The organism is Rhodopseudomonas telluris, assembly GCF_042432815.1.
Taxonomy (GTDB): Bacteria; Pseudomonadota; Alphaproteobacteria; order Rhizobiales; family Xanthobacteraceae; genus Rhodopseudomonas; species Rhodopseudomonas telluris.
The window spans coordinates 543,350-567,546 of the sequence record NZ_JBHLWM010000008.1 but is presented as its reverse complement, the minus strand read 5'-3'; the positions used below and the strand labels follow the sequence as shown (position 1 = coordinate 567,546).

The following is a 24,197-nucleotide window of genomic DNA, read 5'->3' as shown; positions in this document are numbered from 1 at the left end:
GGGCGGAGGCCCGTCGTAGCTCGGGAACCAGTGGTGGGCTGAGGGGGCCAGGAATGCACGTCGCTATTGTTGGAACGGGAATCGCAGGCAATGCCGCCGCTTGGGCGTTGTCGTCGCGATACCCGGTGACTGTCTATGAGCGCGAATTGCGCCCTGGCGGTCACAGCCACACCATCACCGTCGATTATGACGGCACCCCGATTCCCGTCGACATCGGCTTCATCGTCTACAACCAGCTCAATTACCCGGACCTCACCGCGCTATTCGCCCATCTCGGCGTCGAGACGGTGGAGAGCTGCATGAGCTTCGCCGTGTCTGCCGATTCGGGCCGATTCGAATGGAAGGGCGGCGGCTCGAACTGGCTGGAGACCGCACGCGGCCTGTTCGCGCAGCCGAGCAACCTGCTGTCGCCGTCCTACCTCAAGATGCTGCGACACATCCTGACATTCAACGAGCAGAGCGTCGCCGACTTCAAATCCGGCGCCCTCGTAGGTCTGTCGCTCGGCGAATATTTCACCAGTCGCAAATTCGCACCGCGGCTGCTCACCGACTATCTCGCCCCGATGGGCGCGGCGATCTGGTCGGCGCCGGCGCACGAAATCCTCGACTTCCCCGCCGAGAACTTCGTCGCCTTCTTCAACAACCATCGCCTGCTGCATTACGAACGTCCGATCTGGCGCACCGTCAAAGGCGGCAGCGCCCGCTATGTCGAGAAGCTGACCGCGGCGTTCGGCGACCGGCTGCGGCTCGGCGCGGCGGTGACCGGCATCGAGCGCACGCCGAAGGGTGTCATCGTCCGCGACAGCCTCGGCCACACCGACGTGTACGACCACGTCGTGATCGGCGCACACAGCAATCAGGCGCTGGAGATGCTCAGCGACCCGAGCGACGACGAGCGCGAGATCCTCGGCAGCATCGGCTACGCGCCCAACCTCGTCTATCTGCATCGCGACCCGCGGCTGATGCCGAAACGCAAGCGCGCCTGGGCGTCGTGGAATTTCCTGCGCTGGCAGCGTGCGCACTCGCCGGTCAACGACGTCGCCGTCACCTACTGGATGAACCGGCTGCAGGGCATCGACCCGGACAAGCCGCTGTTCGTCAGCCTCAACCCGCCATTCGCGCCCGATCCGGCCCTGACCTTCGGCCGCTACGATTGCGATCATCCGCAGTACACCGCCAAGGCGTTCGCCGCGCAGCGCCGGATCGGCGAAATTCAGGGCCAGCGCCGCACCTGGTTCTGCGGCGCCTGGACCGGCTACGGCTTCCACGAGGACGGGCTGCGATCCGGCCTCGCGGTGGCGGAAAACCTCGGCGCGCCGGTGCCGTGGCGCGGACCACCCACCGAGTTCAGCCAGGCGGCGGAATAAGCATGGCCACATCTGGCGCAGACAGGATTGCAGCGACGGCCGGGGATCCGCCGGCCGCGCTGTATGTCGGCGACGTCATGCATGCGCGGCTGAAGCCGATGGGACATCGCTTCAACTACCGGGTGATGTCGCTGCTGATCGATCTCGACCGGCTCGCCGAAGCCGGCCGGATGACGCCGCTGTTCGGCGTCAATCGCCGCGCGCTGTACAGCTTCTACGAAAAAGACCATGGCGAACGCGACGGGGCGTCGCTGCGCGCCTATATCGAGCGCTGCGCGAGCGCCAATGGGGTCGATCTCACCGGCGGGCGCGTCCTGCTGCTGACGTATCCGCGGCTGCTCGGCTACACGTTCAATCCGCTGTCGGTGTATTTTGGCTACGCGGCCAACGGCGCACTGGCGCTGGTGGTGTACGAGGTCCGCAACACCTTCGGCGACATTCACCCCTATGTACTGCCGGTCCGCCCGGGCGAACTCACCGCCGCCGGGCTGCGGCAGGCGCAGGACAAGCTGTTCTACGTCTCACCCTTCATCGAGATGGCGATGCGCTATCACTTCCGCATCACGCCGCCGGACGACGTGGTGAAGCTGCGCATCCTCGAGACCGACGCCACCGGGCCGCTGCTCGCCGCCACCTTCAACGGCCGGCGCAGACCTTTGTCGACGGCGTCGCTGCTGCGGGCCTTCGTCGCGCTGCCACTGATGACGTTGAAGGTGATGGCGGCGATCCATTGGGAAGCGTTGCGGCTGTGGATCAAGGGGGCGCGGCTGGTGCCGCGTCCGCCTGCGCCGCCATCGACCGGCTTTGCAGCCGGACCGCGCGATGCTTATACTCCATAACCTGTGAGCCCGGCGTTTCCATCCGTGCGGCCTGGGCCCCTGTGATGGAACTGAAATGCGCGAGTTAGTGACACTGACCCCCGAAAACGTCGACGCCAAGCTCGTGGGGCTGCCCCGCGTGGTTCGGATGGCGCTCGCCTTCGGGGCGCGGCTGCGCCGCGGCACGCTCGACGTCACCCTGCCCGACGGCCGCCGCTTCCGTATGGGTGGCGCCGAGCCCGGGCCCGCCGCCGAGATGCGGCTGCACAACTATGCGTTCGCGAGCCGGCTGATCAACGGCGGCGACATCGGCATCGCCGAAGCCTATCTCAACGGCGATTGGGACACGCCGGACCTGACGCAATTCCTGTATCTGTTCTGCGTCAACCACGAGCTGATCCAGGCGATGCTCGGCGACAATCCGCTGATGCGGTTCGTCCAGATCGTCCGGCACTGGTTCAACCGCAACACCAAGCGGCAGGCGCGAAAGAACATCTACGCCCATTACGACATCGGCAACGCGTTCTATTCGGCCTGGCTCGATCCGAGCATGACCTACTCCTCGGCGCTGTTCGAGGACCACACTCACGACCTCACGGCGGCGCAGATCAACAAATATCAGCGGCTGGCCGAGGCGATCGATCTGCGGCCGGGGCAGACCGTGCTGGAAATCGGCTGCGGCTGGGGCGGCTTCGCCGAATATGCCGCCAAGACCTTCGACGTGCGTCTGGTCGGCCTGACCATCAGCAAGGAACAGCGCGACTTCGCGCAGGCGCGGATGCAGCGCGCCGGGCTCTCCGACAAGGTCGAGATCCGCCTGCAGGACTACCGCGACGAGCGCGGGCGATACGACCGGATTGCCTCGATCGAGATGATCGAGGCTGTGGGCGAGCAGTTCTGGCCGCGATATTTTTCACAACTGCGCGACCGGCTGCGGCCCGGCGGGCTGGTCGGCATCCAGGCGATCACCATTCAGGATCGCTTCTTCCAGGCCTACCGCCGCGAGGTCGATTTCATCCAGCGCTACGTCTTCCCCGGCGGCATGCTGCCGTCGCCTGGGGTCCTGAAATCTCTCGGCGAGAAATTTGGCGTCCCTGTCATCCGCGAGCGCATTTTCGGGGAAGATTATGCCAAGACGCTCGCGACCTGGAGAGACAATTTCCGCGCCGCGTGGCCGAACCTGACCTCACAGGGCTTCGACGATCGCTTCCGCCGGCTTTGGGAGTACTACCTCGCCTATTGCGAGGCCGGCTTCCTGTCGGGGAACATCGACGTCCGGCAGGTCGTGTTCGCAAAAGCGAACTGATTGCGCCGTTCACCACACGCGTTCGCTTTGCACGTCAATTCGGCAGCCTGCCTTGTCGGACGCCGCCTCGTCTCTTAGGTTGTGGTCCCGCAACCGACCTTCCACGCTCTCGGACATCATGATCATCAAGAACGACGTCGTCGACGCGATCGGCAACACGCCCCTCATCAAGCTGAAGCGCGCGTCGGAACAGACCGGCTGCACCATGCTGGGCAAGGCCGAATTCATGAACCCCGGCCAGTCGGTGAAGGACCGCGCGGCGCTCGGCATCATTCGCGACGCGGTCGGCCGCGGCGCGCTGCGCCCCGGCGGTGTGGTGGTCGAAGGCACCGCGGGCAATACCGGCATCGGGCTGGCGCTGGTCGCCAACGCGCTCGGCTTTCGCACCGTGATCGTGATCCCGAATACGCAGAGCCAGGAAAAGAAGGACATGCTGCGGCTGTGCGGCGCCGAGCTGATCGAAGTGCCGGCGGTGCCCTACGCCAATCCCAACAACTACGTGAAGCTGTCCGGCCGCCTCGCCGAGCAGCTCGCCAAGACCGAGCCGAACGGCGCGATCTGGGCCAATCAGTTCGACAACGTCGCTAACCGCCAGGCTCATATCGACACCACGGCGCCGGAAATCTGGAAGCAGACCGACGGCAAGATCGACGGCTTCATCTGCGCGGTCGGCTCCGGCGGCACGCTCGCCGGCGTCTCGATCGGGCTGAAGCAGCTCGATCCCAAGATCCGCGTCGCGCTCGCCGACCCGATGGGCTCGGCGCTGTACAATTACTACAAGCACGGCGCGCTGAAGTCGGAAGGCTCCTCGATCACCGAAGGCATCGGCCAGGGCCGCGTCACCGCCAATCTCGACGGCGCGCAGATCGACGACGCCTACCAGATCCCCGACGAGGAAGCCGTCGGCATCGTCTACGACCTGCTCGAACACGAAGGTCTCTGCCTCGGCGGCTCGAGCGGCATCAACATCGCCGGCGCGATCCGGCTCGCCAAGGACCTCGGGCCCGGCCACACCATCGTGACCATCCTGTGCGACTACGGCAGCCGCTATCAGTCGAAGCTGTTCAACCCGGACTTCATGCGCAGCAAGAACCTGCCGGTGCCGGAGTGGATGGAGACGCAGAGCAAGATCGCGGTGCCGTTCGAGGCCGAGTGAGCCTGCAACGGTGGACGCAGCAGCTCACTCGTCGAGGCTGCTGATCGTTGAAGACCTCTCATTGGTCATTCCGGATTCGCGCTGCGCACCTCGCGGAATGACCAACGCATCGCCGGAAATCGGCGCATTCTCGTGATCCGGTTAACCGAACGGGAACCGAAGCTGCAAGACCTGCGGCGCCGTCAACCTGCCCTTCATCGCTGCCGACGTTTCCTTGTCGCGACAAGGAGCGCGTCATGCCCGTCTTCAGATACTTCGTCTGCGTCGGTCCCGCCCTGCTGGCGGTGCTGGTGATCATCGACGCGGTGTTCGGAGAAGGCCCGCCGCGTTTCAATGACGCGATCTACAACAGCGCCTCGTATGCGCCGCGGTTTGCGGCCGCGAGCGCCCAGCAGCAGCGCAGCTTCAGCGACAACGTGACTCCGGCGGACCGCATCCGACGGGTGTTCGGCCAGTTCTCCACGAACGACGCAAACCGCCTCAAGCGCTATTCGTCGGCGTCCAGCACCATCTGAACGACCGGAGCGCGACCAGCCTCGGTCAAGCTCATCGCAGGATCTGGCTGAGAAACAGCTTGGTCCGTGCATGCTGCGGATGGGCGAAGAACTCTTCGGGGGCGTTGGCCTCGATGATCTGCCCGGCGTCCATGAACACGACGCGGTTGGCGACCTCGCGGGCAAAGCCCATCTCGTGGGTCACGACCAGCATGGTCATGCCCTCCTCGGCGAGATCGACCATGGTGTCGAGCACTTCCTTGACCATCTCGGGATCGAGCGCCGAGGTCGGCTCGTCGAACAGCATCACCTTCGGATTCATCGACAGCGCCCGCGCGATCGCGACGCGCTGCTGCTGGCCACCGGAGATCTGCCCGGGATATTTGTTCGCCTTGTCGGGAATCCGCACCCGCTCGAGGAACTTCATCGCGGTGGCTTCGGCGTCTTTCTTCGGGATGTTGCGCACCCAGATCGGCGCCAGCGTGCAGTTCTCCAGCACGGTGAGATGCGGAAACAGGTTGAAGCTCTGAAACACCATGCCGACTTCGCGGCGGATGTCGTCGACGTGCTTCAGGCTCGGGCCGAGATCGATGCCGTCGACCACGATCTCGCCCTCCTGAAATTCCTCGAGCGCGTTGATGCAGCGGATCAGCGTCGACTTGCCCGAGCCTGAGGGCCCGCAGATCACGATACGCTCGCCGCGGCCGACGTCCAGGCTGATGTCGCGCAATACGTGAAACTCGCCGTACCACTTGTTGAGCCCCGCGATCGAGACGATCGGTTTCTCGGCCATTGAAATTCCTCTGTCAGGTGCGCCGGTGCGCGTTGAGCCGGTGCTCGACGAACAGCGAGTAGCGCGACATGGCGAAGCAGAACACGAAGTAGATCAGCCCGGTGAAGGCGAAGCCGGTAAACAGCGTGGTCGGCGTCGACCAGTTCGGATCGGCGAAGGCGGCGCGGAGCTGGCCGAGCAGATCGAACAGCGCGACGATCGACACCAGCGAGGTGTCCTTGAACAGCGCGATGAAGCTGTTGACGAGGCCCGGAATGACGTGGCGCAGCGCCTGCGGCAGCACGATCAGCCCGGTCGTCTTCCAGTACGACAGCCCGAGCGCGCTCGCCGCTTCCGCCTGCCCGCGCGGAATCGCGTTGAGGCCGCCGCGAATGACTTCGGCGTTATAGGCACCGGCGAACAGCGCGATGCCGATCAGCACGCGCACCAGCCCGTCGACGGTGAAATTGCCGGGCAGGAACAGCGGCAGCATATAGGTGGCGAAGAACAGCACGGTGATCAGCGGCACGCCGCGCCAGAACTCGATGAAGGCGACCGAGAACACCCGGATCAGCGGGATCGACGAACGCCGCCCGAGCGCGAGCGCGATGCCGATCGGCATCGAACCGACAATGCCGGTGACCGAGACGACCAGCGTGATCAGCAGGCCGCCCCATTGCCGGGTGCCGACGATCGGCAGCCCGCCGCGGTCGAGCCGCAGCACCGCGATCACCAGCGCGATGCCGAGGAAAAGCCCGATCATCACGATCAGTGGCCGCACGCCGTTGCGCAGCCCGCCGCTCAGCGCGATCACCAGCGCAAGCGCGATCACGGCGGTCAGTCCGAGATCGATCCACACCGGCTGACCGCTCGCGGCGATCCAGTCGCGGAGCCAGATCAGCGGCGCGATCAGCCAGGACAAGGCAGTCGCGAGCCCGAGCACCGGCTTGCCGATACTCACCGCGACCGCGCCCCCCTTTGCGAGCTTGCTGCCGGCTTCGGCGAGGCTGCCGATCAGGCCCGACAGCAGGTCGGTCATCCAGGACACCGCGAAACCGTTCAGCCCGCCACCGTGCAGCAGGAAGAACGCCACGACCGGAAACGCCACGAAGAACAGCCCGGCATTCAACGTCTTTGCCGGCGCGCGCGGGATCAGCAGAGGCAGCAGCAGCAGCGCGGCGATCGCGAAGGTCAGATCGACGCGCCAGCGTTCGGGCTGCGGGTAGAAGCCGTAGACGAATTGCGAGGCCTTCGCCTGCACGAACGGCCAGCACGCGCCGACGTTACGATGCAACGTCTCAGCCAGACAGTCGGTGCGATTGCTGCCGGTCCACACCGCGTCGACCAGCAGGAACTTCACCAGCGGCACGATGATGAAATACAGCAGCAGCACGCCGATCAGCGTCAGGATAATGTTGGTCGGCGAATTGAACAGCCGCGCGCGGACCAGCGCGACGAAGCCGGTGGTGCGAACCGGCGCGGGACGCGGTTGAACCTCCTGATCGCGGACGAACGCGGGCGCCACGGATCCGAGCTCGCTCATGCGCCCATGCTCCGGTTGATCCGCCAACTGTACAGGCTCATCAGCCCGCTGGTGATCAGCGAGATCACCAGATAGACGCTCATGGTGATGGCGATGACCTCGATCGCCTGCCCGGTCTGACTTAGCGTGGTGCCGGCGAACACCGAGAACAGATCGGGATAGCCGATCGCCACCGCGAGCGAGGAGTTCTTGGTCAGGTTGAGATACTGGTTGGTCAGCGGCGGCAGGATCACGCGCATCGCCTGCGGGATCACGATCAGCCTCAACGTCGCGCCGCGCGACAGGCCCAGCGAGGCGCCCGCTTCCATCTGGCCCTTGTGCACCGATAGGATGCCGGCGCGCACGATCTCGGCGATGAAGGCGGCCGTGTAGGTCGACAACGCCAGCGTCAGCGCGACGAATTCCGGTGCCAGCCGCGAACCGCCCGCGAAGTTGAAGCCTTTCAGCACCGGGATCTCGAAGCCGAACGGCTTGCCGAAAATCAGCACCGCGACCAGCGGCAGGCCGATCAGTGCACCGACGATCCACGGCCACACCTTCATCGGCTTGCCGGTCGCGAACAGCCGCCGCCGCGCGAAGATCGGCAGCACGATCGCGACGATCACGCCGATCAGCAGCGCGACCAGAAAGCCGTCGAGCCCGGCTTCGCCGACCGGCCGCGGCACGACGATGCCGCGGTTGGACAGGAACACGCTGTCGAACACCGACACGCTCTGGCGCGGTCCAGGCAGCGCGCCAAGCACGGCCAGATACCAGAACAGGATCTGGAACAGCAGCGGCAGATTGCGGACCAGTTCGACATAGCCGCCCGAGATCCGCGAGATCAGCCAGTTCGGCGACAGCCGTCCGAGGGCAACGAGAAAGCCGAGCACCGTCGCGAAGAAGATGCCGACCACCGACACCAGCAGGGTGTTGGCGAGGCCCACCAGAAACACCCGCGTGTAGCTGTCGGACTCCGCATACGGGATCAGCGTCTGGCTGACACCAAACCCCGCGGTTTGCGACATGAAGCCGAAGCCGGAGGCGATGCGCTGGTTGGCCAGGTTCTCGCGGGCATTATCGACGATCGCGTAGCCGATCCAGCACAACGCGGCGACGAACAGTACCTGCGCGATCAGCCCTTTCCAGCCGGATCGTCCACCGAGCGCATGGCGCAGCTTGGCGCCGAGCTGCGCCGGCGGACGTCGGGGCTCGATCGCCACGGCTGCGATCCGTGCCTCAGCGGATCGGCGGCGCGTACATGATGCCGCCCTTGTTCCAGAGCTTGTTCAGACCGCGCGCGATTTCGAGCTTGGAGCCGGTGCCGACGTTGCGCTCGAAGGATTCGCCGTAATTGCCGGTCGCCTTGACGATACGCGCGACCCAGTCCTTGGTCAGGCCAAGCTGTTCGCCGAGATTGCCGTCGGTGCCGAACACCCGCTTCAGCTCCGGCTTGTCAGACTTCGCCTGCTCGGCAACGTTGCCCTGAGTGATGCCGAGTTCTTCGGCATTGACCATCGCGAACAGCGTCCACTTGACGATATCGAACCACTGATCGTCGCCGTGGCGGACCAGCGGGCCGAGCGGCTCCTTCGAAATTACTTCTGGGAGCACGATGTGGTCGGCCGGCGTCGTCAGCTTCAGCCGCATCGCGTAAAGCTGCGAGACGTCGGAGGTGAACACGTCGCAGCGGCCGGACTCGTAAGCCTTGATCGCCTCGTCGGCGTTGGCGAAGGCGATCACCTCGTACTTCATGTTGTTGCCCTTGAAGTAATCGGCAACGTTCTGCTCGTTGGTGGTGCCGGTCTGCACGCAGATCGAGGCGCTGTTGAGCTCCAGCGCGGAGTTGACCTTCAGCGCCTTCTTCACCAGGAATCCCTGGCCGTCGTAATAGCTCACGCCGACGAAGTTGACGCCGAGCGAGGTGTCGCGCGACAGCGTCCAGGTGGTGTTGCGCGACAGCACGTCGATCTCGCCGGACTGGAGCGCCGTAAAGCGGTCCTTGGCCGACAGCGGCACGAACTTCACCTTGCTCGGATCGTCGAAGATCGCCGCGGCGACGGCGCGGCAGACGTCGACGTCGAGGCCGGTCCAGTTGCCCTTGTCGTCCGGCGATGAGAAGCCCGGCAGTCCCTGGCTGACGCCGCACGACAACATCCCGCGATCCTTGACGGTCTTGAGGGTCTGCGCGTCCGCGCTCTGGGCCGCGAAGCAGGCGGCGAAGGCAGCGGCGACAAGGGATACGCGTTTCATGAAGAGGCCTTTCGAGCGATGACTTGCCGGGTCAGTCGGCAATGAATGATGTGTGCTGGTTGAGGCCTGCGGCAGAGCAGCCGTTGGATCGGCGCTTCACGCCCGCATGGCCATCGCTGCGGTTCCGTGCGGGTTGACCCCGGGTCGACATCGGCGCGAGTCCCTCCGCACGGCGTCCAGACAGCTTGGTTGCATCACAGAACGAGTTGCCCGCCGTGTCAAGGGGTTGACGGCCAACTTCCCAAGACTGCTATTAGACATATCGTTCGCCAGCCGCAGCGCCGACCCGTGCGCAGCGACCGCGGTCCCTCATCAGCGAGCCCGACATGGATTCTTCCGACCACAGCGACATCGCCTCGTCGCTCAGCCCGCAGACACTTTTGGTCACCTCCGGGCGCGACACCACAGCGCAGAAGGGCTTCGTCAATCCACCGGTGGTGCGCGGCTCCACCGTGCTGTATCCGACCGCAGAGGATCTGCACGCCCATCGCGGCGAGTATTCTTACGGACGCCACGGCACGCCGACCACCAAGGCCCTGCAGCAGGCGCTGATGGCCCTCGAAGGCCCGCACTGTGCCGGTGTCGGACTGACGCCGTCCGGCGTGTCGGCGATCTCGACCGCCCTGCTCTCTGTGCTGAAAGCCGGCGATCACCTGCTGGTATGTGACAATGCCTATCGGCCGACGCGGCTGTTCTGCGAGCAGACGCTCAAGCGTTTCGGCATCGAGACCAGCTATTTCGATCCCTTGATCGGCGCCGGCATCGAGAGCCTGTTCAAGCCGAACACCGCCGCCGTGATGGTCGAGGCGCCCGGCTCGCAGTCTTTCGAGATGACCGACATTCCAGCGATCGCCGCGGTGGCGCATGCCCGCGGCGCGCTGGTGATCGATGACAACACCTGGGCCACGCCGCTGTATCACCGCTCGCTGGAGCAAGGCGTCGACATCTCGATCCAGGCCGGCACCAAATATATCGGCGGCCATTCCGACATCATGTTCGGCACCGTCGCGGCCAATCAGGCCGCGTGGCCGAAGATCGCCGAGGGCATTCGCCAGCTCGGCGTCTGCGCCGGGCCTGACGACGTGTTCCTGGCGCTGCGCGGCCTGCGCACGCTGTCGGTGCGGCTGGCGCAGCATCAGCGGTCGGGCCTCGACATGGCGCGCTGGCTGGCGGAGCGGCCCGAAGTGCAGCGCGTGCTGCATCCCGCGCTGGAGAGCGACCCGGGCCATGCGATCTGGAAGCGCGACTTCACCGGTGCGTCCGGCCTGTTCTCGATCGTGCTGCAACACGCGCCGCAGAAGGCGGTCGACGCCCTGCTCGATACCGTCAAGCTGTTCGGCATGGGCTATTCGTGGGGCGGATTCGAAAGCCTGGTGATTCCGTTCGACTGCGCGACCTATCGCAGCGCGACCAAATGGAATCCCGGCGGCCCGACCCTGCGGCTGCATATCGGGCTGGAAAGCACCGACGATCTGAAGGCCGATCTCGAGCGCGGCTTCGCGGCGTTCAACGCGGCGCGGTGATCTGAGGGCCAGTTGACGCCGCCCGTCTCCGCCGCTCCGTCATTGCGAGGAGCGAAGCGACGAAGCAATCCAGCTCGGTGCACTGAGCTGGATTGCTTCGCTTCGCTCGCAATGACGTTGAATTTCTTCGTTCCGTCGCCAGCTCCATCGGGCGTCCGAGCTGACGACGTTGCCGCCGAGCCGCTCAGTTCGGCAGGCTCTCCGAGCCGCGGGAGTGGTTCTTGATGATCAGCATGATGTTGCGGATGTAGATCACCGTGGCCATCGCCTGGCCGAGAATGATCACCGGTTCGCGCTTGGCGATGCCGTAGACCAGCGTCATCAGGCCGCCGCCCATCGAGAAGAACCAGAACGCCATCGGCACGACGCTTTTGCCGGCGCGCTCGCTGGAGATCCACTGCACCAGGAAGCGCGCGGTGAACAGCAATTGCGCGACGAGGCCGAAGGCAAGCCAGAAATCGAATTTGGCGACAAACACGTCGTACATGTAGTCGCCGAGCGCCTGGCCGTAAGAAATCAGCATCAAATCACCTCGGTGGCGGCCGGCACGGCCTTCTTGCGGCGGATCAGCCACCACACGCCGGCGAGATCCATCAGCCCGACCCACAGCCGGTCGAAGAAGCCGTAATTGGAAACGCCCGAGAGCCGCGGCCGGTCGGCGACGTCCACATAGGCGACGTCGTAGCCTTCGCGGCGAACCAGCGCTGGCAGGAAACGATGCAAGCCATCGAAATACGGCAGCGCCAAGAACACGTCGCGGCGGAATGCCTTCAGGCCACAGCCGGAGTCGCGGGTACCGTCCTTCAGGATGGCGTCGCGCACCTTGTTGGCGACCTTGGATTGCAGCTTTTTGAATCCGGTGTCCTTGCGGCCGACACGCTGGCCCGCGGCGAGCCCGAACCGGTCGCCGCCCTGTTCGATCGCGCGGATCAGGTCCGGGATGAAGGCCGGGTTGTTCTGGCCGTCGCCATCCAGCGTCGCGACGATGGTGCCGCGCGCGGCACGAACCCCGGTGCGGACGGCCGCGGACTGCCCGCAGGATTTGGCATGGCGGATCTGGCGCAGATTGGCCCGTTCGCGCCGCAGGTCGGCGAGACGCTGCGGGGTGGCATCGGTCGAGCCGTCGTCGACATAGATGATCTCATAGCGCCAGCGGCCGTCGAGCGCGGCGGCGATCTCGGCGATCAGCGGCGCAACGTTGTCGGCCTCGTTGCGCACCGGCACCACAATGGACACCGCAAGCGGCGCACCGGAGTCTGAGATGGATTCAGGCATGGTTCGGAACAATCCGGGGCCGACAGGAACTCGCGGCCGGGCGCGCGCAGGCGCGACCGCTTCTTATGGGGCTGCGCGGCCCTGGGCAACCTTTTTAAGTCGATCCCAGGACGGGCCCGGCAGCGGTTCGATGGTGCCATCGGGGCGGATGGTGAAGGCCAGCCGCCGCGCCGCGAACCAGTAGCGCACCGCCATCGCGCCGATCGTCCCCACCATGGCGCCGGCGACCACGTCGCTGGCGTGATGGGCCAACAGCACCAGCCGGGTCAGGCAGATGATCACCGCATAGGCCAACATCAGGCCCCGGAGCCGCGGGAACAGCGCCACGACGGCGATCGCCAGCGCGAACGCAGTCGTCGCATGCCCGGACGGCAGGCTGGCATAGGGCTCGCCCCAGGCGAAGGTCGAGAAGTTGAACGGGTTGGCGGAGTCGCCGACGAACGGGCGGCCACGGCCGATCATGCCCTTGAGCACCTCGGTCGCCGACACCGCCACAAGCACAGACAAGAAAACGTATTGCAGCCGCGTGCCGATCCCGATCATCACGACGCGTTGCACGCCTTTGGTCAGCGGCAGCAGCAACGCCACGATCACCAGCAGCGCCACCAGCGTCCACAGCACGTAAGCCGATTTGCCGAAATCGGTGAGGATCTTGAGCGGCCACAGGCTGGCCGTGCCGCGCGCCGGCATCAGCCCGATTTCGAACGAGTCGATCGCGACCATCAAGATGACGACCGCAACGGCGAGCACCGCGGAAATCAGCAGCGTGTGCCGCGCCCACCGGCGCCCGGCTTCGGCGCGCCGCGAATGCGACGGCTCGCGCACCAGCCGCGCCAGCGACTGGCCAATCAACGTCGCCAATTCCACGGGATAGCTGCGCGTCCCGCCGCGCTCGGTCGGCGGCATCTACTGCGTGCCTTCCGACCGGAAGATCGCGATCGAGACCGGCTTGCCCTGCGAGAAGTTGTAGCCCTCGATCCGCGTGGCGACGTTGTAGCGCAACCCGATCGCCTCGGCGCGTGCCGCGAAGGCGCGCTCGCTACGTGCCTCGACAAGGGCAAACCGGCAGCTGCCGCCGAGCAGGAAGTCGGCGGCGCCGGAGCCGTCAGTCAGCAGCGTATCGGTGCCTGTCATGAAAACGAGGCTCGGCTCCTGATAGCCAACGGCGGCGGCCTGAGGTCCGACGCACACCACCTTGCGCAAAGCCTGGGCGATCTCGACGCTGGGGAACACCGGCCGCAGCTTCGGCACCACGACGCCGAGCGTCGCGGTCATGAGAAACAGCGACGCCAGCGCCGCATTGAGCAGCGACGCCTCGGCGCGATTCTCGTCGAACAAGCGCCACGCGAACAGCCCGAAGATCAGCGAGGCGGCGATGAACGGCCACGCCAGGAACACCGGCTGACGGGTCAGGATGATCGCGCCGACGATCGCCAGCGTCAGCACCACGACCGGAATCGCGAACCACCACGCCGCGCCCTTGGTCAGCCAGGAGCGCGACAGCACGCTGCGCTCGATCGCTCCGGCCGTCATGATGGCGATCGCCGGATACAGCGGCAGAACGTAGTGCGGCAGCTTGGTGATGACGATCTCGAACACGATCCAGGACGGGATCAGCCAGGCGAGGAGGAACTGCGCGCCCGGCTCGCGGCGCGCGCGCCAAACCGCCGGCGCCGCCATCGCGGCGAGCGGCGCGCCCGGCCAGAACGTCACCCAGAACAGCAGGAAGTACAGGCCGGGCGGTGCGCCGTGCGACTCCTTCGGGCTGGCGATCTTGCTCAGCATGTCCCCGCCGACGGAGTCCGCGAAGAACGTCTCGCCGGCCCGCAGGAAGATCGCGATGAACCACGGCAGCACGAGCAGCAGCACCCACGGCACGCCGACCAGCGGCTTGAGCCGCCACAGCCACGCGGCCGACCGGTCGATGATCGCCAGCGGGATCACCGTCAGGGCGATGAACATCAGGATCAGCGGGCCCTTGAGCAGGATGCCGGCCGCGATCGCGGTCCAGAAGATCGCCGGTGTCGCCCAGGAATTGTAGCGGTCGTCGCCGCGCTGCCAGGCGAGATAGACATGCGCCATCGCGCCCATCGCGGCGGTGACGGTGAACAGCAGGAAGGCGTCGGTCTTGGCCAGCCGGGCCTCGACGCCGAGCAGGATGCAGCTACACAGCAACAGCCCGGCGACGACGGCCCCTCGCCTCCCGATGAAAGCCAGCGCCGCCCAATAGGTCATCAGCACCGCGCCGATCGCCCCCAGCATCGATGGCACGCGATACAGCCAGATCCGCACCTCGGCGCGCGGCAGGCCCATCTTGGATGCGGTCTCCACGACCGCCGCCTGTAGCCAATAGATGCCGACCGGTTTCTTGTAGCGGACCTCCTCCTGGAAGCGGATGTCGACCAGATCGCCGGTCTCGACCATCTGCTTGGTGGCCTGCGCGAAGCGCGCCTCGTCGCGATCGATCGGGGGGATGTTGAAGAACCCCGGCAGGAAGAACACCAGACCGACCAGCGCCAGAAACACCACCGCGCGAAGGTGGCTGACGGACACGAAATCCAGCACGGCCACAAGCCCGCGACCGGGGTCCATGGCCTTCCTGGGCTCGCGAGGGGCACCGAAACGGGCTGATGCAGAGGTTTGGATCATCGGTTTCGCATACGCTGAAACCGATAGGCGGACAACCACTTGGCAGGGGCCGCTACTGGATTCTCACCACGACTGTGTCTGCAGCGCCGACCGCATCCATCACGGTGACGCGGACGAAGCCGGGCCCCGGCGGCGCAACCAGCCGTTGGCGCCGGCCGTCGATCTCACCAGCCGCGATGCCGTTGACCATCACGGTCATCGGCAGCACGCCGCCGGCGACCTTGACGGGCAGCGCCCCGGTCGAGGCCTGGCTGATCGAGTCGATCCGCGATCCGTTCAGTGGGAACTGGATTCGCAGCGCCTGCTCGCTGCCGGCGCGCACCAGATCGCCGGCCGGCCGGAACCGGCGCAGCGGCAGCGGAAGCTGGGCGTTGCTGGCGATCAGGGTGCCGCGCGGCGGCTTCGGCAGCGCCGCCCGCAGTTGCCCGGTGCGGGCGAAGGCGTCGAACAGCACCGGCGCGGCGGCGACGCGGCCGATCAGGCCGGGCACCGGCGCCCCGTCGGGCCGGCCGACCCAGACGCCGATCGTGATCTTGCCGTCGAACCCGACCGACCAGGCGTCGCGATAGCCGTAGCTCGTGCCGGTCTTGAAGGCGATCTGGTTGCGCACCGCGTTCTCCGGCGGCGGGGTGCCCAGCAGGACGTTGCCGACCTGCCAGGCCGCGACTTTATCCATCAGACGCAGAGTCTCGCGTTCAGCTTTGGAGTCGCTGGCGATTTCCTGCAGCGGCACGACATTGCCGAGGCGTGCGACGCCGCTGTAGAGCTGCACGAGGTCCACCAGCCGGATACCGACGCCGCCGAGACCCATCGCCAGCCCCGGCGCCTCGTCCTTCGGCAGCACCAGACCGGCGCCCGCCTGCTTGAGCCGCGAGGCCAGCCTGCTTGAGCCGACGCGATCCAGCAGTTCGATCGCAGGCACGTTCAGCGACAGCTGCAGCGCCTTGCGCACCGGCACGGTACCCTGGAACGTCATGTCGAAATTCTCGGGCGCATAGACGCCGAACCGCACCGGCCGATCGTCGATCAGGCTCTCCGGGTGGACGAAGCCGTCCTCGAAGGCGAGCCCGTAGATGAACGGCTTCAGCGTCGACCCCGGCGAGCGCACCGCCCTGGTCATGTCGACCTGCCCGGCGCGGCGGTCGTCGAAATAATCCGCCGAGCCGACATGGGCGAGCACGTCGCCGGACTCGTTGTCCACCGCCATGATGCCGATCGAGATGTCCGGGCCGAGCGCCAGCGCCCGGTCGCGCGCCAGCGACTCCAGTGCGCGCTGGATGCCGGCGTCGAGCGTCAGCCGGATCACCGGCGAATCCTTCACCGCCGAGGTCGCCTGGTCGGCGGAGTGCGGCGCCAGGATCGGCATCGGCCTGCGCTGGCGATGCACCGGCACCGCCCTCGCCTGCGCCGCATCCTCGGCGCTGACCACGCCGTCCTCGACCATCCGGGCCAGCACGCGGTTGCGTGCCGCCTGCGCGGCTTCGGGATGGCGGTCGAGCCGGCGGGTCTCGGGCGATTGCGGCAGCGCCACCAGCAGCGCGGACTCGGACAGCGACAGCCGTTTCGGCTCCTTGCCGAAGTAAGCGATCGACGCCGCACGGATGCCTTCGAGATTGCCGCCATACGGCGCCAGCGCCAGATACAGATCGAGAATTTGCTGCTTGCTCAGCCGGTGTTCGAGTTCGATGGCACGCACCATCTGGTGCAGCTTCGCCGTGAGCGAGCGCTCGCGCCGCGGCTCCATCAGCCGCGCGAGCTGCATGGTGATGGTGGAGCCGCCCGACACGATGTGGCCACGGGTGACGAGCTGTAGCGCGGCTCGGCCGACGGCAAGCGGGTCCACGCCGTGATGCGACCAGAACCGCTTGTCTTCATAGGCGAGCAGTTGCTGCAGATAGCGCGGATCGACGCCGGTCGTGGCATCGACCGGCAGCCGCCAGCGTCCATCCGCCATCGCATAGGCGCGCAACAGCTTGCAGTGCCGATCGACCACCGTCACCGAGGTCTTGCGCGCTTCGTCCAGCGGCAGCGGCCCGAGCGACGCGACGTAGGCGGCAAGGCTGCCGATCGCAACGACGACGAGGGCTGCGACCGCAATTGCGGCCCTCTTGATGAGCGACCGCCCCCGCCGCCCGTCATGGCGAGGAGCGAAGCGATGAAGCAATCCACGCAGCGCGCGCGGCGCTGGATTGCTTCGCTCCGCTCGCAATGAGGGAGGCGATGTGGTGCCTTCGTCGCTCATTTCGCCGCCCGTACCTCGACGGTGCCGGTGTTGGTGCGGCCGTAGCGGGACGGGTTGTACATGTCCTCGACGACCGCCTGCGGCAGTACGTATTTGCCGGGCGACACCGCGCGGACCACATAGGCGACGGTGAACACCGCCTTGTCCTCGGTGCCGCGGTCGATCGCGGCGGTGAAACGGTCATCACGGAATTCGGTGTTGACCGGCTCCTGTCCGTTTTCGATCCAGTCCAGCGTGCCGGCGTCGCCGGACGACACCAGATGCGGATTGTCGATCTCGAGGCCCGCGGGCAGATAGTCCGCCACCATCACATGGGCGAATTCCGGCTTGGCCTCGGTGATCGTCAGCACCACCGCGAAGCGATCGTTCTGCTTCGCCTTGGTGATGTCGGCCGGCTCGCCGGCGAGCGTGAAGTAGTTGCGCTCGATCTTGAAGCCGTTACTGGCGGCCGGCTCCGGCATCACCGGCGAACCGCTGACCGTCACCACCGCCTGCACCGGCGCATCGCCGGCATTGGCGATCTTGACCGGCTCGGCCCTCACCTCGTCGGCCTTGTAGCTGCGATACAGCGCGGTCTTGATCGCGCTGCCGTTGAGGTCGAGACTCATCGTCTCCTTGGCGAGCGCCCGCGCCGCCAGCACCAGCCACGCATTCTCCTGCGTCGAGGTGTAGGGCGTCAGGCCGCGCGCGGCTTCGACGCGCTGCACCGCCGTGGTCAGCGTCGCCTTCGGCGCGTTACCCTCGCTGGCGAGGGACACCAGCGCGGCGGCGTCGCGCAGCGCTGAGCCGTAATCGACGCGGCCGAACTGGATCACCGGCTTCGGCGCAAGGTCGCCGGCCGCCGCCGCATAGACCCGCTCGGCGCGGGCGCGATCGCCGACCAGCGCCAGCGCCGCGGCCAGCTGCGACTTGGCGATCGGCGTCGCCAGCTTGTCGAGCTTGGTGTCGGCCAGATAGCGCAGGTCGCCGATCGGCGCGACGCCGTTGCGGGCCAGCACGTACAGCCCGTAAGCGAGGTTGCGACCGCCGTCCTTCTCCGGCTCCTCGGCGTTGACCACCGCGTTGCGGATGCGGTCGAGCGCGCTGCGGAACGCGACGTCCGGCACGACGAAGTTCTTCTCGCGCGCCCTCGTCAGGAAGTCGGTGACATAGGCGTCGAGCCAGGCGTCGTCGCCGCCGGTCGACCACAGCCCGAACGAGCCGTTCGAGCCTTGGCGAGCCAGCAGCCGGTCGATCGAGTTGCGAATGCGCTCGTCGGCTGCCGTATCCATCGCCAGATGGGCGCTGGCGGCGAGGTCATTGACGTAGAGCAGCGGCAGCGCACGGCTGGCGATCTGCTCGGAGCAGCCGAACGGATAGCGATCGAGCGCCTTCAGGATGGTGGCGGCATCGAGCGCGGGCGACTGGCTGACCGACAGCGACACGCTGCCGGTGCCCGGCACCAGGTCGGCAAACATGTCGCCGGTCAGCGTCAGGCTCTCCTGCTTGGCCAGCGTCCGGACGACGCGCCGCGCCAGCGTCTGGTTGGCGGGGCGCACGTCGAGCGCGTAGTGCCGCGCCAGCGCCAGCCCGTTCGGGCCGCTGATGGCGACGTCGAGCGCCGCGGTGCCGGCGCCGCCGGCGTCGATCGCCAGTTGGGCCGAACCGCGCTGCTTGGCGGCGAGCTTCATCGTGGTCGAGGCCGGACCTGACAGCTTCACCGGACCGGTCGCGGTGACCTTGATGGTGAAGTCCCCCGGCGCGCCTTCGACGTTATCGAGATCGAACGCCATGGTGCCGCGATCGCCGTTGCGCAGGAAGCGCGGCAGCGTCGTGGTCAGCACCACCGGGTCGCGCACCGTGACGTCGACATTAGCGCGGCCGACCTTGGTGGCGGTCCACGCCACCGCCATCACCCGCGCGGTACCGGCGAATTCCGGGATGTCGAAGCTGATCTCGGCAGAGCCGTCGGCGCTGACCGTGACGATACCGGAATACAGCGCCAGCGGCTTCTGCGTGGGCGGGCTGCCCTGCAGCTCGGCGCCGGCGGAGTCGCCGCCCGAGCGGATCTGGCCGCGGGTGCCCTGCATGCCGTCGATCAGCTGGCCGTAGAGGTCGCGGATCTCCGACGTCATGCGGCGCTGGCCGAGATAGTAGTCGTCCGGCGCCGGCGGCTTGTACCCGGTCAAATTGAGGATGCCGACATCGACTGCGGCGACCACGATCTTGGCGTCCTCGCCGGGCGCCAGCCCGCCGAGCTTCACCGGCAGCTTCATCGTGGTGGACGGCCGCACCAGCGCCGGCGGCGACAGCGTCACCGCGAGCGTGCGCGCCTTCTTGTCGATCGACACCCACTGCACGCCGATGGCGCGGCCGGGCATCCGCTGCGCGGCGGCGTCGAGCGGGCGGCGCAGCGTCGTCACCACATAGGCCCCTGTGCCCCAGTCCTTGCCGATCGGCAGCTTGACCTGCGACGAGCCCTGCCTCACCGCCACCGATTGCGTGGTCAGCAGGCGATCGCCGAGCACGTTGACGGTCAGAAGGCCGGCCGTCCGCGCGTTGACGGTCACCGTCATGGTATCGCCCGAGGCGTATTCGGGCTTGTCGACCGAGGTCTCGAGCAGGTCGGGCGTGTCGGCCGAGCCGTCCGAATACCAGCCGACATCGAACTGCACCGAGGTGATCGGGCCGTCGGCATCGGCGGTCTTGACGTCGAGCCGGTAGCGGCCGCTCTCCGGCTGGAACGACAGCTGGCCGGGCTTGCCGGGCGCGACCGAGACATCGCCGTCGGCGACGCGCTTGGTCGACTTCACCGGCTCGTAATCCCAGGACGAGTTCTGCCGGTACCACTGGTAATGCGACTCGATCTTCAGCAGCTCGTAGCGCAGGCCGGAGCGCGCCAGCGCGGTGCCGTCCGGCGCCACGAAGGCGACCTCGAACTTGGCGTTGTCGCCCTCGGCGACGTTCTTCTCGGTGAACAGCGTCTTCACGCCTATCATCGGCGCGGACGGCGCAACCGGCAGCACCAGCTTGCGCTCGACGGCGCGGCCGCCGGCCTCGCGCATCCGGATGAAGATCTGCGCTTCCTGCGGCCGGGTCGAGGACGGCGGCTTGGGCAGGACCAACGGGAAGGTCGCGCTGCCGTTGGCGTCGGCTTCCGGCAAGTTCTCCAGCGGCGTGCGCTCGTTGCTGGTGGTCTCCTCGTCGGCGACGCCGAACTGATAGCCGGGATAGCCCGGGCGGCCATCCGCCGGCGCGACCAGCAGGTCGCCTTCCAGCGCTAGGCCGGAAGCCGGCGCGCCGTACAGGAAGCGGCCGTCGACCTTAAGTTCCACAGGAGCATCAGCTTTGATCTGCTTGTCCTTGGTGGAGATATCGAATTCGATCCGGTCAGGGACGTAGTCCTCGACCATGAAGGTGGTGTCGCCGATGCTGGCGCCCTTCGGATCGGTGAAGGCGCGGACCCGCCAGGTGCCGGTCGGCACCGCCGAGTTCAGCGCCACGTCGAGGCTGCGGCCGCCGGCGCCCTGATCGGACAGCACGGCGCGGCGATACTCGACGCCGTCCGGCCGCTCGACCACCAGCGTCATCGGGCCGCCGACCAGCGCATTGCCCTGGCCATCGCGCAGCAGCGCGGTGAGATGCACGGTCTCGCCGGAGCGATAGACGCCGCGCTCGGCATAGACGAAAGCGTCGGCCCCGGCCGGCACCGCGCGGCCGGAGACGCCGCGGTCGGACAGGTCGAACGCGCTCGTTTTCAGGCTGAGGAAGGCGTAGTCGGCCTTCTCGCCGGTCACCGTCAGCAGCGCCGGCGACATGCCGCCCTCGCCGCGCGCCAGCCCGGCCTCGAACAGCACATGGCCGCTGTCGTCGGTCTTGCGGGTCGCCAGGATCTCATTGTTGCGCGCGATCAGCCGGACCTCGGCTTTGCCGACCGGATCGGTCGAGGCCAGCGAATTGACGAAGACGTGGATGCCGTCATTGCCCGAGAACGCAGTGACGCCGAGATCGGAGACGATGAACCACTGCGTCGCGAGTTGGCCGTCGTCATCGGTATTGGCCACCGGGCCCTTCGGCGCGGCGGTCATCACATAGACGCCCGGCTGCAGATCGCCGAGCACCTGGTCGACTGCGAAGGCCGTCGTCACGTCGGCATTCAGTGCCGCCGGCGCCGTATCGAGTTCGCCGGACCACACCTTGGCGCCGCGCTGGCTGCCGAGATCGTCGAGCTGGTAGCGGCTCAGCGTGCGCTGAAAGTCGCTGTCGACCACGGTGTTGATCAGGTTGCGGTCGCCGATTCGGAACACCTGCACGGCGACGGTTGGAGTGTTGACGCTGACCAGCGGGATGCCGCGCTGGCCGGTGCGCGGCAGCACATAGGCGCGGCCGGTGAAGCGCACCAGCGGCTTGCGGTCGCGGACATAGATGTTGAACTCGGCCGATTTCGGCAGCGTCTCCTTGACGGTCGACGGCAGGCCGGCGCGCAGATTGATGTTGTAGCGCTCGCCGTGCTTGAGCCCCTCGACGCAGAGCTGCTTGTCTTCCGAGGTCAGCGCCGGCTTGTCGGTGCCGGCCAGCGCCAGATACGGCGCGAAGTCGGTGCGCTTGGCGAGGTCTTCGGAGAACTGGAAGCACGCCCGCGGCGACGCCGAGTCGGAATCCACGGTGTAGTCGAGCAGCCGGAAGCCATGATCGTCGCGCAGCTTCTCGTAGCGGCCGCGGACGTCCGCGACCTCGCGCAGGTCGAGCGACAGCCGCAGCGTATCGAGCGCCGGCCGCCACAGCCGCCGATCGGCCAGCGAGCGGCCGAGCACGGCGAGCGCGTCGGCCTCCTCGCCGGCATTGCCGGCGCGCTGATAGGCGATGTAGGCGGCGGTCGAGGCGCGCTCCAGCAGGAAGGTCTGTTCGGAACTGGTCGGCGCCTTGATCTGGAACACGGTCTTGGCGAGCCGCAGCCAATTGCTGCCGTCGGCCGGATCGACCGCCGCGATCTGCCCCATGATCTGCAGTCCACTGCGGTAATCCCCGCGCCGCAGCGCGGCGTCGGCATCGGTGCGCAGGCTCGCCGCCGGCTTGGCGACCGCCCCCGCCTCGCTCTTGATCTGGGCTTCCAGCTTGATCGCCGAATCCGCCAGGTCGTCCCGCTTGAAGGCCTTGTCGGCGGCCAAAGCGGAGGCGCTGCCGAGCGCCAGCGCCGTGCACAGCGCAATGGTGCGAACCCAACCGATCATGTCGAACTCCCCTGCCGCGCGCGAGCGCCGCGTTCCGAGACGAAAGCAAATGCCTGTAAAATGACGTCCTGATGGCGCGGCCCGACCCCGGCCGGGCGCACCGCTCTGCGCGCAGGGCCGTGACGGCCCGATGTCGATCGCCGATCCATCAGATTCGCATCTTCGCGTGCCCGCGCGCCGAACACAACGCGCCGCCCCTCTTGGACGCGGCAGCGCGGCAAATGGTTCGGGGATGGGTCCGGATTTCGGAAACGGCTGGGAGGTGTTGTCTCAGGGGCGGATTTTTTGTATCCGCGGTGCTAGAAGCTTCCCCAACGGTCCCATAGCTCAACTGGATAGAGTAGCGGATTTCTACTCCGCGGGTTGCAGGTTCGAATCCTGCTGGGATCGCCAGTAACGATGTTGAAGATTATCTTCCGTCAACCTCGATCACTTCATCAGTCCGTCCTCACCAGGGCCAGACTCTAGCTTCATTCGGAGCATCTCGAAGAGGCCACAGCAACCCGGCGCGAGTGTGCCGCGCGGCTGGGGAGCGCTTCTAAAGATGCTCGACCTCTACGTCACCCCATTTCTCTTTGAGGTATTCGGCTACGAGCCGGCGATGGCAATGGTGCGGCTTGTCTTCGCTGCACAGCAAGCAACCGCCATCCAGTCGAGAGCGATCGATGTTCTCGATCTTGCGTCGGGCCATGAGATCGAGGAATCGTTCTGCGTAGGCAGCCCATGACCCCTTGGCTTTTTTGTATTGGTCCAGCAAATCTTGCGTCGGCGCCAATTCGGATAGGTGCTCGTATCCAATTCCTGAAATCGACTTGGCGAAGAAGCAAAGATCATCCCTCTTCGCAAATCCTGCCAGCTGCGAAACATTGTTCAGGCGAACATCGATCAGCTTTTTGACATGCGCACGCGAAAGCCTCGTGAAGAATGCTTCAGCCGAAGTTTTCGTAAATCCAATTGTGAAAAGCTTCATTACGGGCCTCTCGCATATTTCTGTTCGGCACCTGCCGGCATCGACGACTCCGGCGACTGTTCACGATACGCGATTTCCTTTCCCTGCCGCGCAAATGCTTCGCTTACGACGACGTCATCGGTGCGGAACATATCGCTACCAGGAACCCGCAACATCGCGACCAACCTATCAACGGTACGCGCGTGATCTTCAATGCCGCCATCCGCAAGTATGTGCTTGATCGGCACCCCGTCCTCGAACAACGTCCGCGACACAAGAATGGTGCGATGGCAATCCAACGGTTCTTTCTCGGCGCACATCAAGGCCAATCGATAACGATGGGCTCCATCCTTCACTCTTTCGATGCCACGCTTGAACAGATCGGTTCGCGCCAGGAGATCGTACTGGACCTGGCCGTTGCGGTAGCAACTCATGTCTTCGCTGCGCGCCCCAAGCTCGGCGCCGAGAAACACATAGGCGATGTCCGTTTCGCGCAAGGCTTTCTTTAATGGCTCACGGTTGAACTGAGGGTTCATGCGGCTGTAAGGCCGCGAACGCACATCGCCGATTGCCGTGATGCCATGCTCCTTAAGCATGGCAATCAGCTTCTCGATCGTGTGGGTCGAATGCCCAATCGTATATACCGCGTCGACCATGCTTA

The 24,197-nt window shown here is 66.3% G+C and carries 18 protein-coding genes and 1 tRNA gene; 7 read left to right on the top strand and 12 right to left on the bottom strand.

Translation table 11 applies throughout. The features are described from left to right. Positions 1-53: 53 nt before the first annotated feature. The 5 genes from ACFFJ6_RS20090 (at position 54) to ACFFJ6_RS20070 (ending at position 5,162) form a co-directional block, all read left to right on the top strand. Positions 54-1,367: an NAD(P)/FAD-dependent oxidoreductase gene (locus ACFFJ6_RS20090; RefSeq protein ID WP_378391120.1), complete on the top strand. Its 1,314-nt coding sequence runs from the start codon at positions 54-56 to the stop codon at positions 1,365-1,367. 2 nt (positions 1,368-1,369) lie between these two features. Then, positions 1,370-2,206, top strand: a complete 837-nt coding sequence (locus tag ACFFJ6_RS20085) for a DUF1365 domain-containing protein (RefSeq protein WP_378391118.1) — start codon at positions 1,370-1,372, stop codon at positions 2,204-2,206. A gap of 55 nt (positions 2,207-2,261) precedes the next feature. Continuing rightward, complete coding sequence (locus ACFFJ6_RS20080) at positions 2,262-3,491, top strand: class I SAM-dependent methyltransferase (RefSeq protein WP_378391116.1); 1,230 nt, start codon at positions 2,262-2,264, stop codon at positions 3,489-3,491. Between the two features lie 118 nt (positions 3,492-3,609). Then, positions 3,610-4,647 (top strand): cysteine synthase A, encoded by a 1,038-nt coding sequence (locus ACFFJ6_RS20075; RefSeq protein ID WP_378391114.1) that lies wholly within the window; start codon positions 3,610-3,612, stop codon positions 4,645-4,647. A 236-nt stretch (positions 4,648-4,883) separates the two neighbouring features. After that, entirely contained in the window at positions 4,884-5,162 is a 279-nt protein-coding gene (locus ACFFJ6_RS20070) for a hypothetical protein (protein ID WP_378391112.1), read from the top strand. A gap of 31 nt (positions 5,163-5,193) precedes the next feature. Here ACFFJ6_RS20070 and ACFFJ6_RS20065 read toward each other — a convergent pair whose 3' ends face one another. Genes ACFFJ6_RS20065 through ACFFJ6_RS20050 form a run of 4 tightly spaced genes read right to left on the bottom strand, consistent with a single transcriptional unit; the run spans position 5,194 to position 9,688 of the window. Continuing rightward, positions 5,194-5,934 carry an amino acid ABC transporter ATP-binding protein gene (locus tag ACFFJ6_RS20065; protein ID WP_378391110.1) on the bottom strand — a complete coding sequence of 247 codons (741 nt, stop codon included), beginning with the start codon at positions 5,932-5,934 and terminating at the stop codon, positions 5,194-5,196. A 13-nt stretch (positions 5,935-5,947) separates the two neighbouring features. Further along, positions 5,948-7,456 carry an amino acid ABC transporter permease gene (locus ACFFJ6_RS20060; RefSeq protein ID WP_378391108.1) on the bottom strand — a complete coding sequence of 503 codons (1,509 nt, stop codon included), beginning with the start codon at positions 7,454-7,456 and terminating at the stop codon, positions 5,948-5,950. Beyond that, on the bottom strand, positions 7,453-8,658 hold the full coding sequence (locus ACFFJ6_RS20055; protein ID WP_378391106.1) for an amino acid ABC transporter permease: 1,206 nt from the start codon (positions 8,656-8,658) through the stop codon (positions 7,453-7,455). Before ACFFJ6_RS20055 ends, ACFFJ6_RS20060 begins: the two co-directional genes overlap by 4 nt. A 16-nt stretch (positions 8,659-8,674) precedes the next feature. Next, positions 8,675-9,688 carry an amino acid ABC transporter substrate-binding protein gene (locus ACFFJ6_RS20050; protein ID WP_378391104.1) on the bottom strand — a complete coding sequence of 338 codons (1,014 nt, stop codon included), beginning with the start codon at positions 9,686-9,688 and terminating at the stop codon, positions 8,675-8,677. Between the two features lie 326 nt (positions 9,689-10,014). On the opposite strand from ACFFJ6_RS20050, the gene metC reads away from it, so the two are divergent. Next, a complete protein-coding gene (gene metC, locus ACFFJ6_RS20045) occupies positions 10,015-11,211 on the top strand; it encodes a cystathionine beta-lyase (protein ID WP_378391102.1) in 1,197 nt (398 codons plus the stop codon). Between the two features lie 184 nt (positions 11,212-11,395). Here metC and ACFFJ6_RS20040 read toward each other — a convergent pair whose 3' ends face one another. The 6 genes from ACFFJ6_RS20040 to ACFFJ6_RS20015 all read right to left on the bottom strand — a co-directional run bounded on the left by ACFFJ6_RS20040 (position 11,396) and on the right by ACFFJ6_RS20015 (position 22,587). After that, complete coding sequence (locus ACFFJ6_RS20040) at positions 11,396-11,734, bottom strand: lipid-A-disaccharide synthase N-terminal domain-containing protein (RefSeq protein ID WP_238732831.1); 339 nt, start codon at positions 11,732-11,734, stop codon at positions 11,396-11,398. Then, complete coding sequence (locus ACFFJ6_RS20035) at positions 11,734-12,486, bottom strand: glycosyltransferase family 2 protein (RefSeq protein ID WP_378391099.1); 753 nt, start codon at positions 12,484-12,486, stop codon at positions 11,734-11,736. The genes ACFFJ6_RS20040 and ACFFJ6_RS20035 overlap by 1 nt, the downstream gene beginning before the upstream one ends. Positions 12,487-12,549: 63 nt before the next feature. After that, a complete protein-coding gene (locus tag ACFFJ6_RS20030) occupies positions 12,550-13,392 on the bottom strand; it encodes a phosphatase PAP2 family protein (protein WP_378391097.1) in 843 nt (280 codons plus the stop codon). Continuing rightward, positions 13,393-15,135: an ArnT family glycosyltransferase gene (locus ACFFJ6_RS20025; protein ID WP_378391095.1), complete on the bottom strand. Its 1,743-nt coding sequence runs from the start codon at positions 15,133-15,135 to the stop codon at positions 13,393-13,395. It lies immediately after the preceding gene. A 52-nt stretch (positions 15,136-15,187) separates the two neighbouring features. Then, complete coding sequence (pbpC, locus tag ACFFJ6_RS20020) at positions 15,188-17,377, bottom strand: penicillin-binding protein 1C (protein ID WP_378391093.1); 2,190 nt, start codon at positions 17,375-17,377, stop codon at positions 15,188-15,190. Further along, the gene (locus tag ACFFJ6_RS20015; protein WP_378391091.1) at positions 17,374-22,587 is read right to left on the bottom strand and encodes an alpha-2-macroglobulin family protein; all 5,214 of its coding nucleotides are present in this window, start codon (positions 22,585-22,587) and stop codon (positions 17,374-17,376) included. The genes pbpC and ACFFJ6_RS20015 overlap by 4 nt, the downstream gene beginning before the upstream one ends. A 316-nt stretch (positions 22,588-22,903) precedes the next feature. On the opposite strand from ACFFJ6_RS20015, the gene ACFFJ6_RS20010 reads away from it, so the two are divergent. Next, positions 22,904-22,980 (top strand) — tRNA-Arg (locus ACFFJ6_RS20010). 145 nt (positions 22,981-23,125) lie between these two features. Here the strand turns inward: ACFFJ6_RS20010 and ACFFJ6_RS20005 are convergent. Continuing rightward, positions 23,126-23,557 carry a DUF488 domain-containing protein gene (locus tag ACFFJ6_RS20005; protein ID WP_378391089.1) on the bottom strand — a complete coding sequence of 144 codons (432 nt, stop codon included), beginning with the start codon at positions 23,555-23,557 and terminating at the stop codon, positions 23,126-23,128. Further along, entirely contained in the window at positions 23,557-24,192 is a 636-nt protein-coding gene (locus tag ACFFJ6_RS20000) for a DUF488 domain-containing protein (protein WP_378391087.1), read from the bottom strand. Before ACFFJ6_RS20000 ends, ACFFJ6_RS20005 begins: the two co-directional genes overlap by 1 nt. Between the last annotated feature and the right edge of the window lie 5 nt (positions 24,193-24,197).

Bases quoted from the DNA above. Each gene is read 5' to 3' on its own strand.
- ACFFJ6_RS20090 (WP_378391120.1), top strand. From the start codon at position 54: ATGCACGTCGCTATTGTTGGAACGGGAATCGCAGGCAATGCCGCCGCT.
- ACFFJ6_RS20085 (WP_378391118.1), top strand. From the start codon at position 1,370: ATGGCCACATCTGGCGCAGACAGGATTGCAGCGACGGCCGGGGATCCG.
- ACFFJ6_RS20080 (WP_378391116.1), top strand. From the start codon at position 2,262: ATGCGCGAGTTAGTGACACTGACCCCCGAAAACGTCGACGCCAAGCTC.
- ACFFJ6_RS20075 (WP_378391114.1), top strand. From the start codon at position 3,610: ATGATCATCAAGAACGACGTCGTCGACGCGATCGGCAACACGCCCCTC.
- ACFFJ6_RS20070 (WP_378391112.1), top strand. From the start codon at position 4,884: ATGCCCGTCTTCAGATACTTCGTCTGCGTCGGTCCCGCCCTGCTGGCG.
- ACFFJ6_RS20065 (WP_378391110.1), bottom strand. From the start codon at position 5,934: ATGGCCGAGAAACCGATCGTCTCGATCGCGGGGCTCAACAAGTGGTAC.
- ACFFJ6_RS20060 (WP_378391108.1), bottom strand. From the start codon at position 7,456: ATGAGCGAGCTCGGATCCGTGGCGCCCGCGTTCGTCCGCGATCAGGAG.
- ACFFJ6_RS20050 (WP_378391104.1), bottom strand. From the start codon at position 9,688: ATGAAACGCGTATCCCTTGTCGCCGCTGCCTTCGCCGCCTGCTTCGCG.
- metC (WP_378391102.1), top strand. From the start codon at position 10,015: ATGGATTCTTCCGACCACAGCGACATCGCCTCGTCGCTCAGCCCGCAG.
- ACFFJ6_RS20040 (WP_238732831.1), bottom strand. From the start codon at position 11,734: ATGCTGATTTCTTACGGCCAGGCGCTCGGCGACTACATGTACGACGTG.
- ACFFJ6_RS20035 (WP_378391099.1), bottom strand. From the start codon at position 12,486: ATGCCTGAATCCATCTCAGACTCCGGTGCGCCGCTTGCGGTGTCCATT.
- ACFFJ6_RS20030 (WP_378391097.1), bottom strand. From the start codon at position 13,392: ATGCCGCCGACCGAGCGCGGCGGGACGCGCAGCTATCCCGTGGAATTG.
- ACFFJ6_RS20025 (WP_378391095.1), bottom strand. From the start codon at position 15,135: ATGATCCAAACCTCTGCATCAGCCCGTTTCGGTGCCCCTCGCGAGCCC.
- pbpC (WP_378391093.1), bottom strand. From the start codon at position 17,377: ATGAGCGACGAAGGCACCACATCGCCTCCCTCATTGCGAGCGGAGCGA.
- ACFFJ6_RS20015 (WP_378391091.1), bottom strand. From the start codon at position 22,587: ATGATCGGTTGGGTTCGCACCATTGCGCTGTGCACGGCGCTGGCGCTC.
- ACFFJ6_RS20005 (WP_378391089.1), bottom strand. From the start codon at position 23,557: ATGAAGCTTTTCACAATTGGATTTACGAAAACTTCGGCTGAAGCATTC.
- ACFFJ6_RS20000 (WP_378391087.1), bottom strand. From the start codon at position 24,192: ATGGTCGACGCGGTATATACGATTGGGCATTCGACCCACACGATCGAG.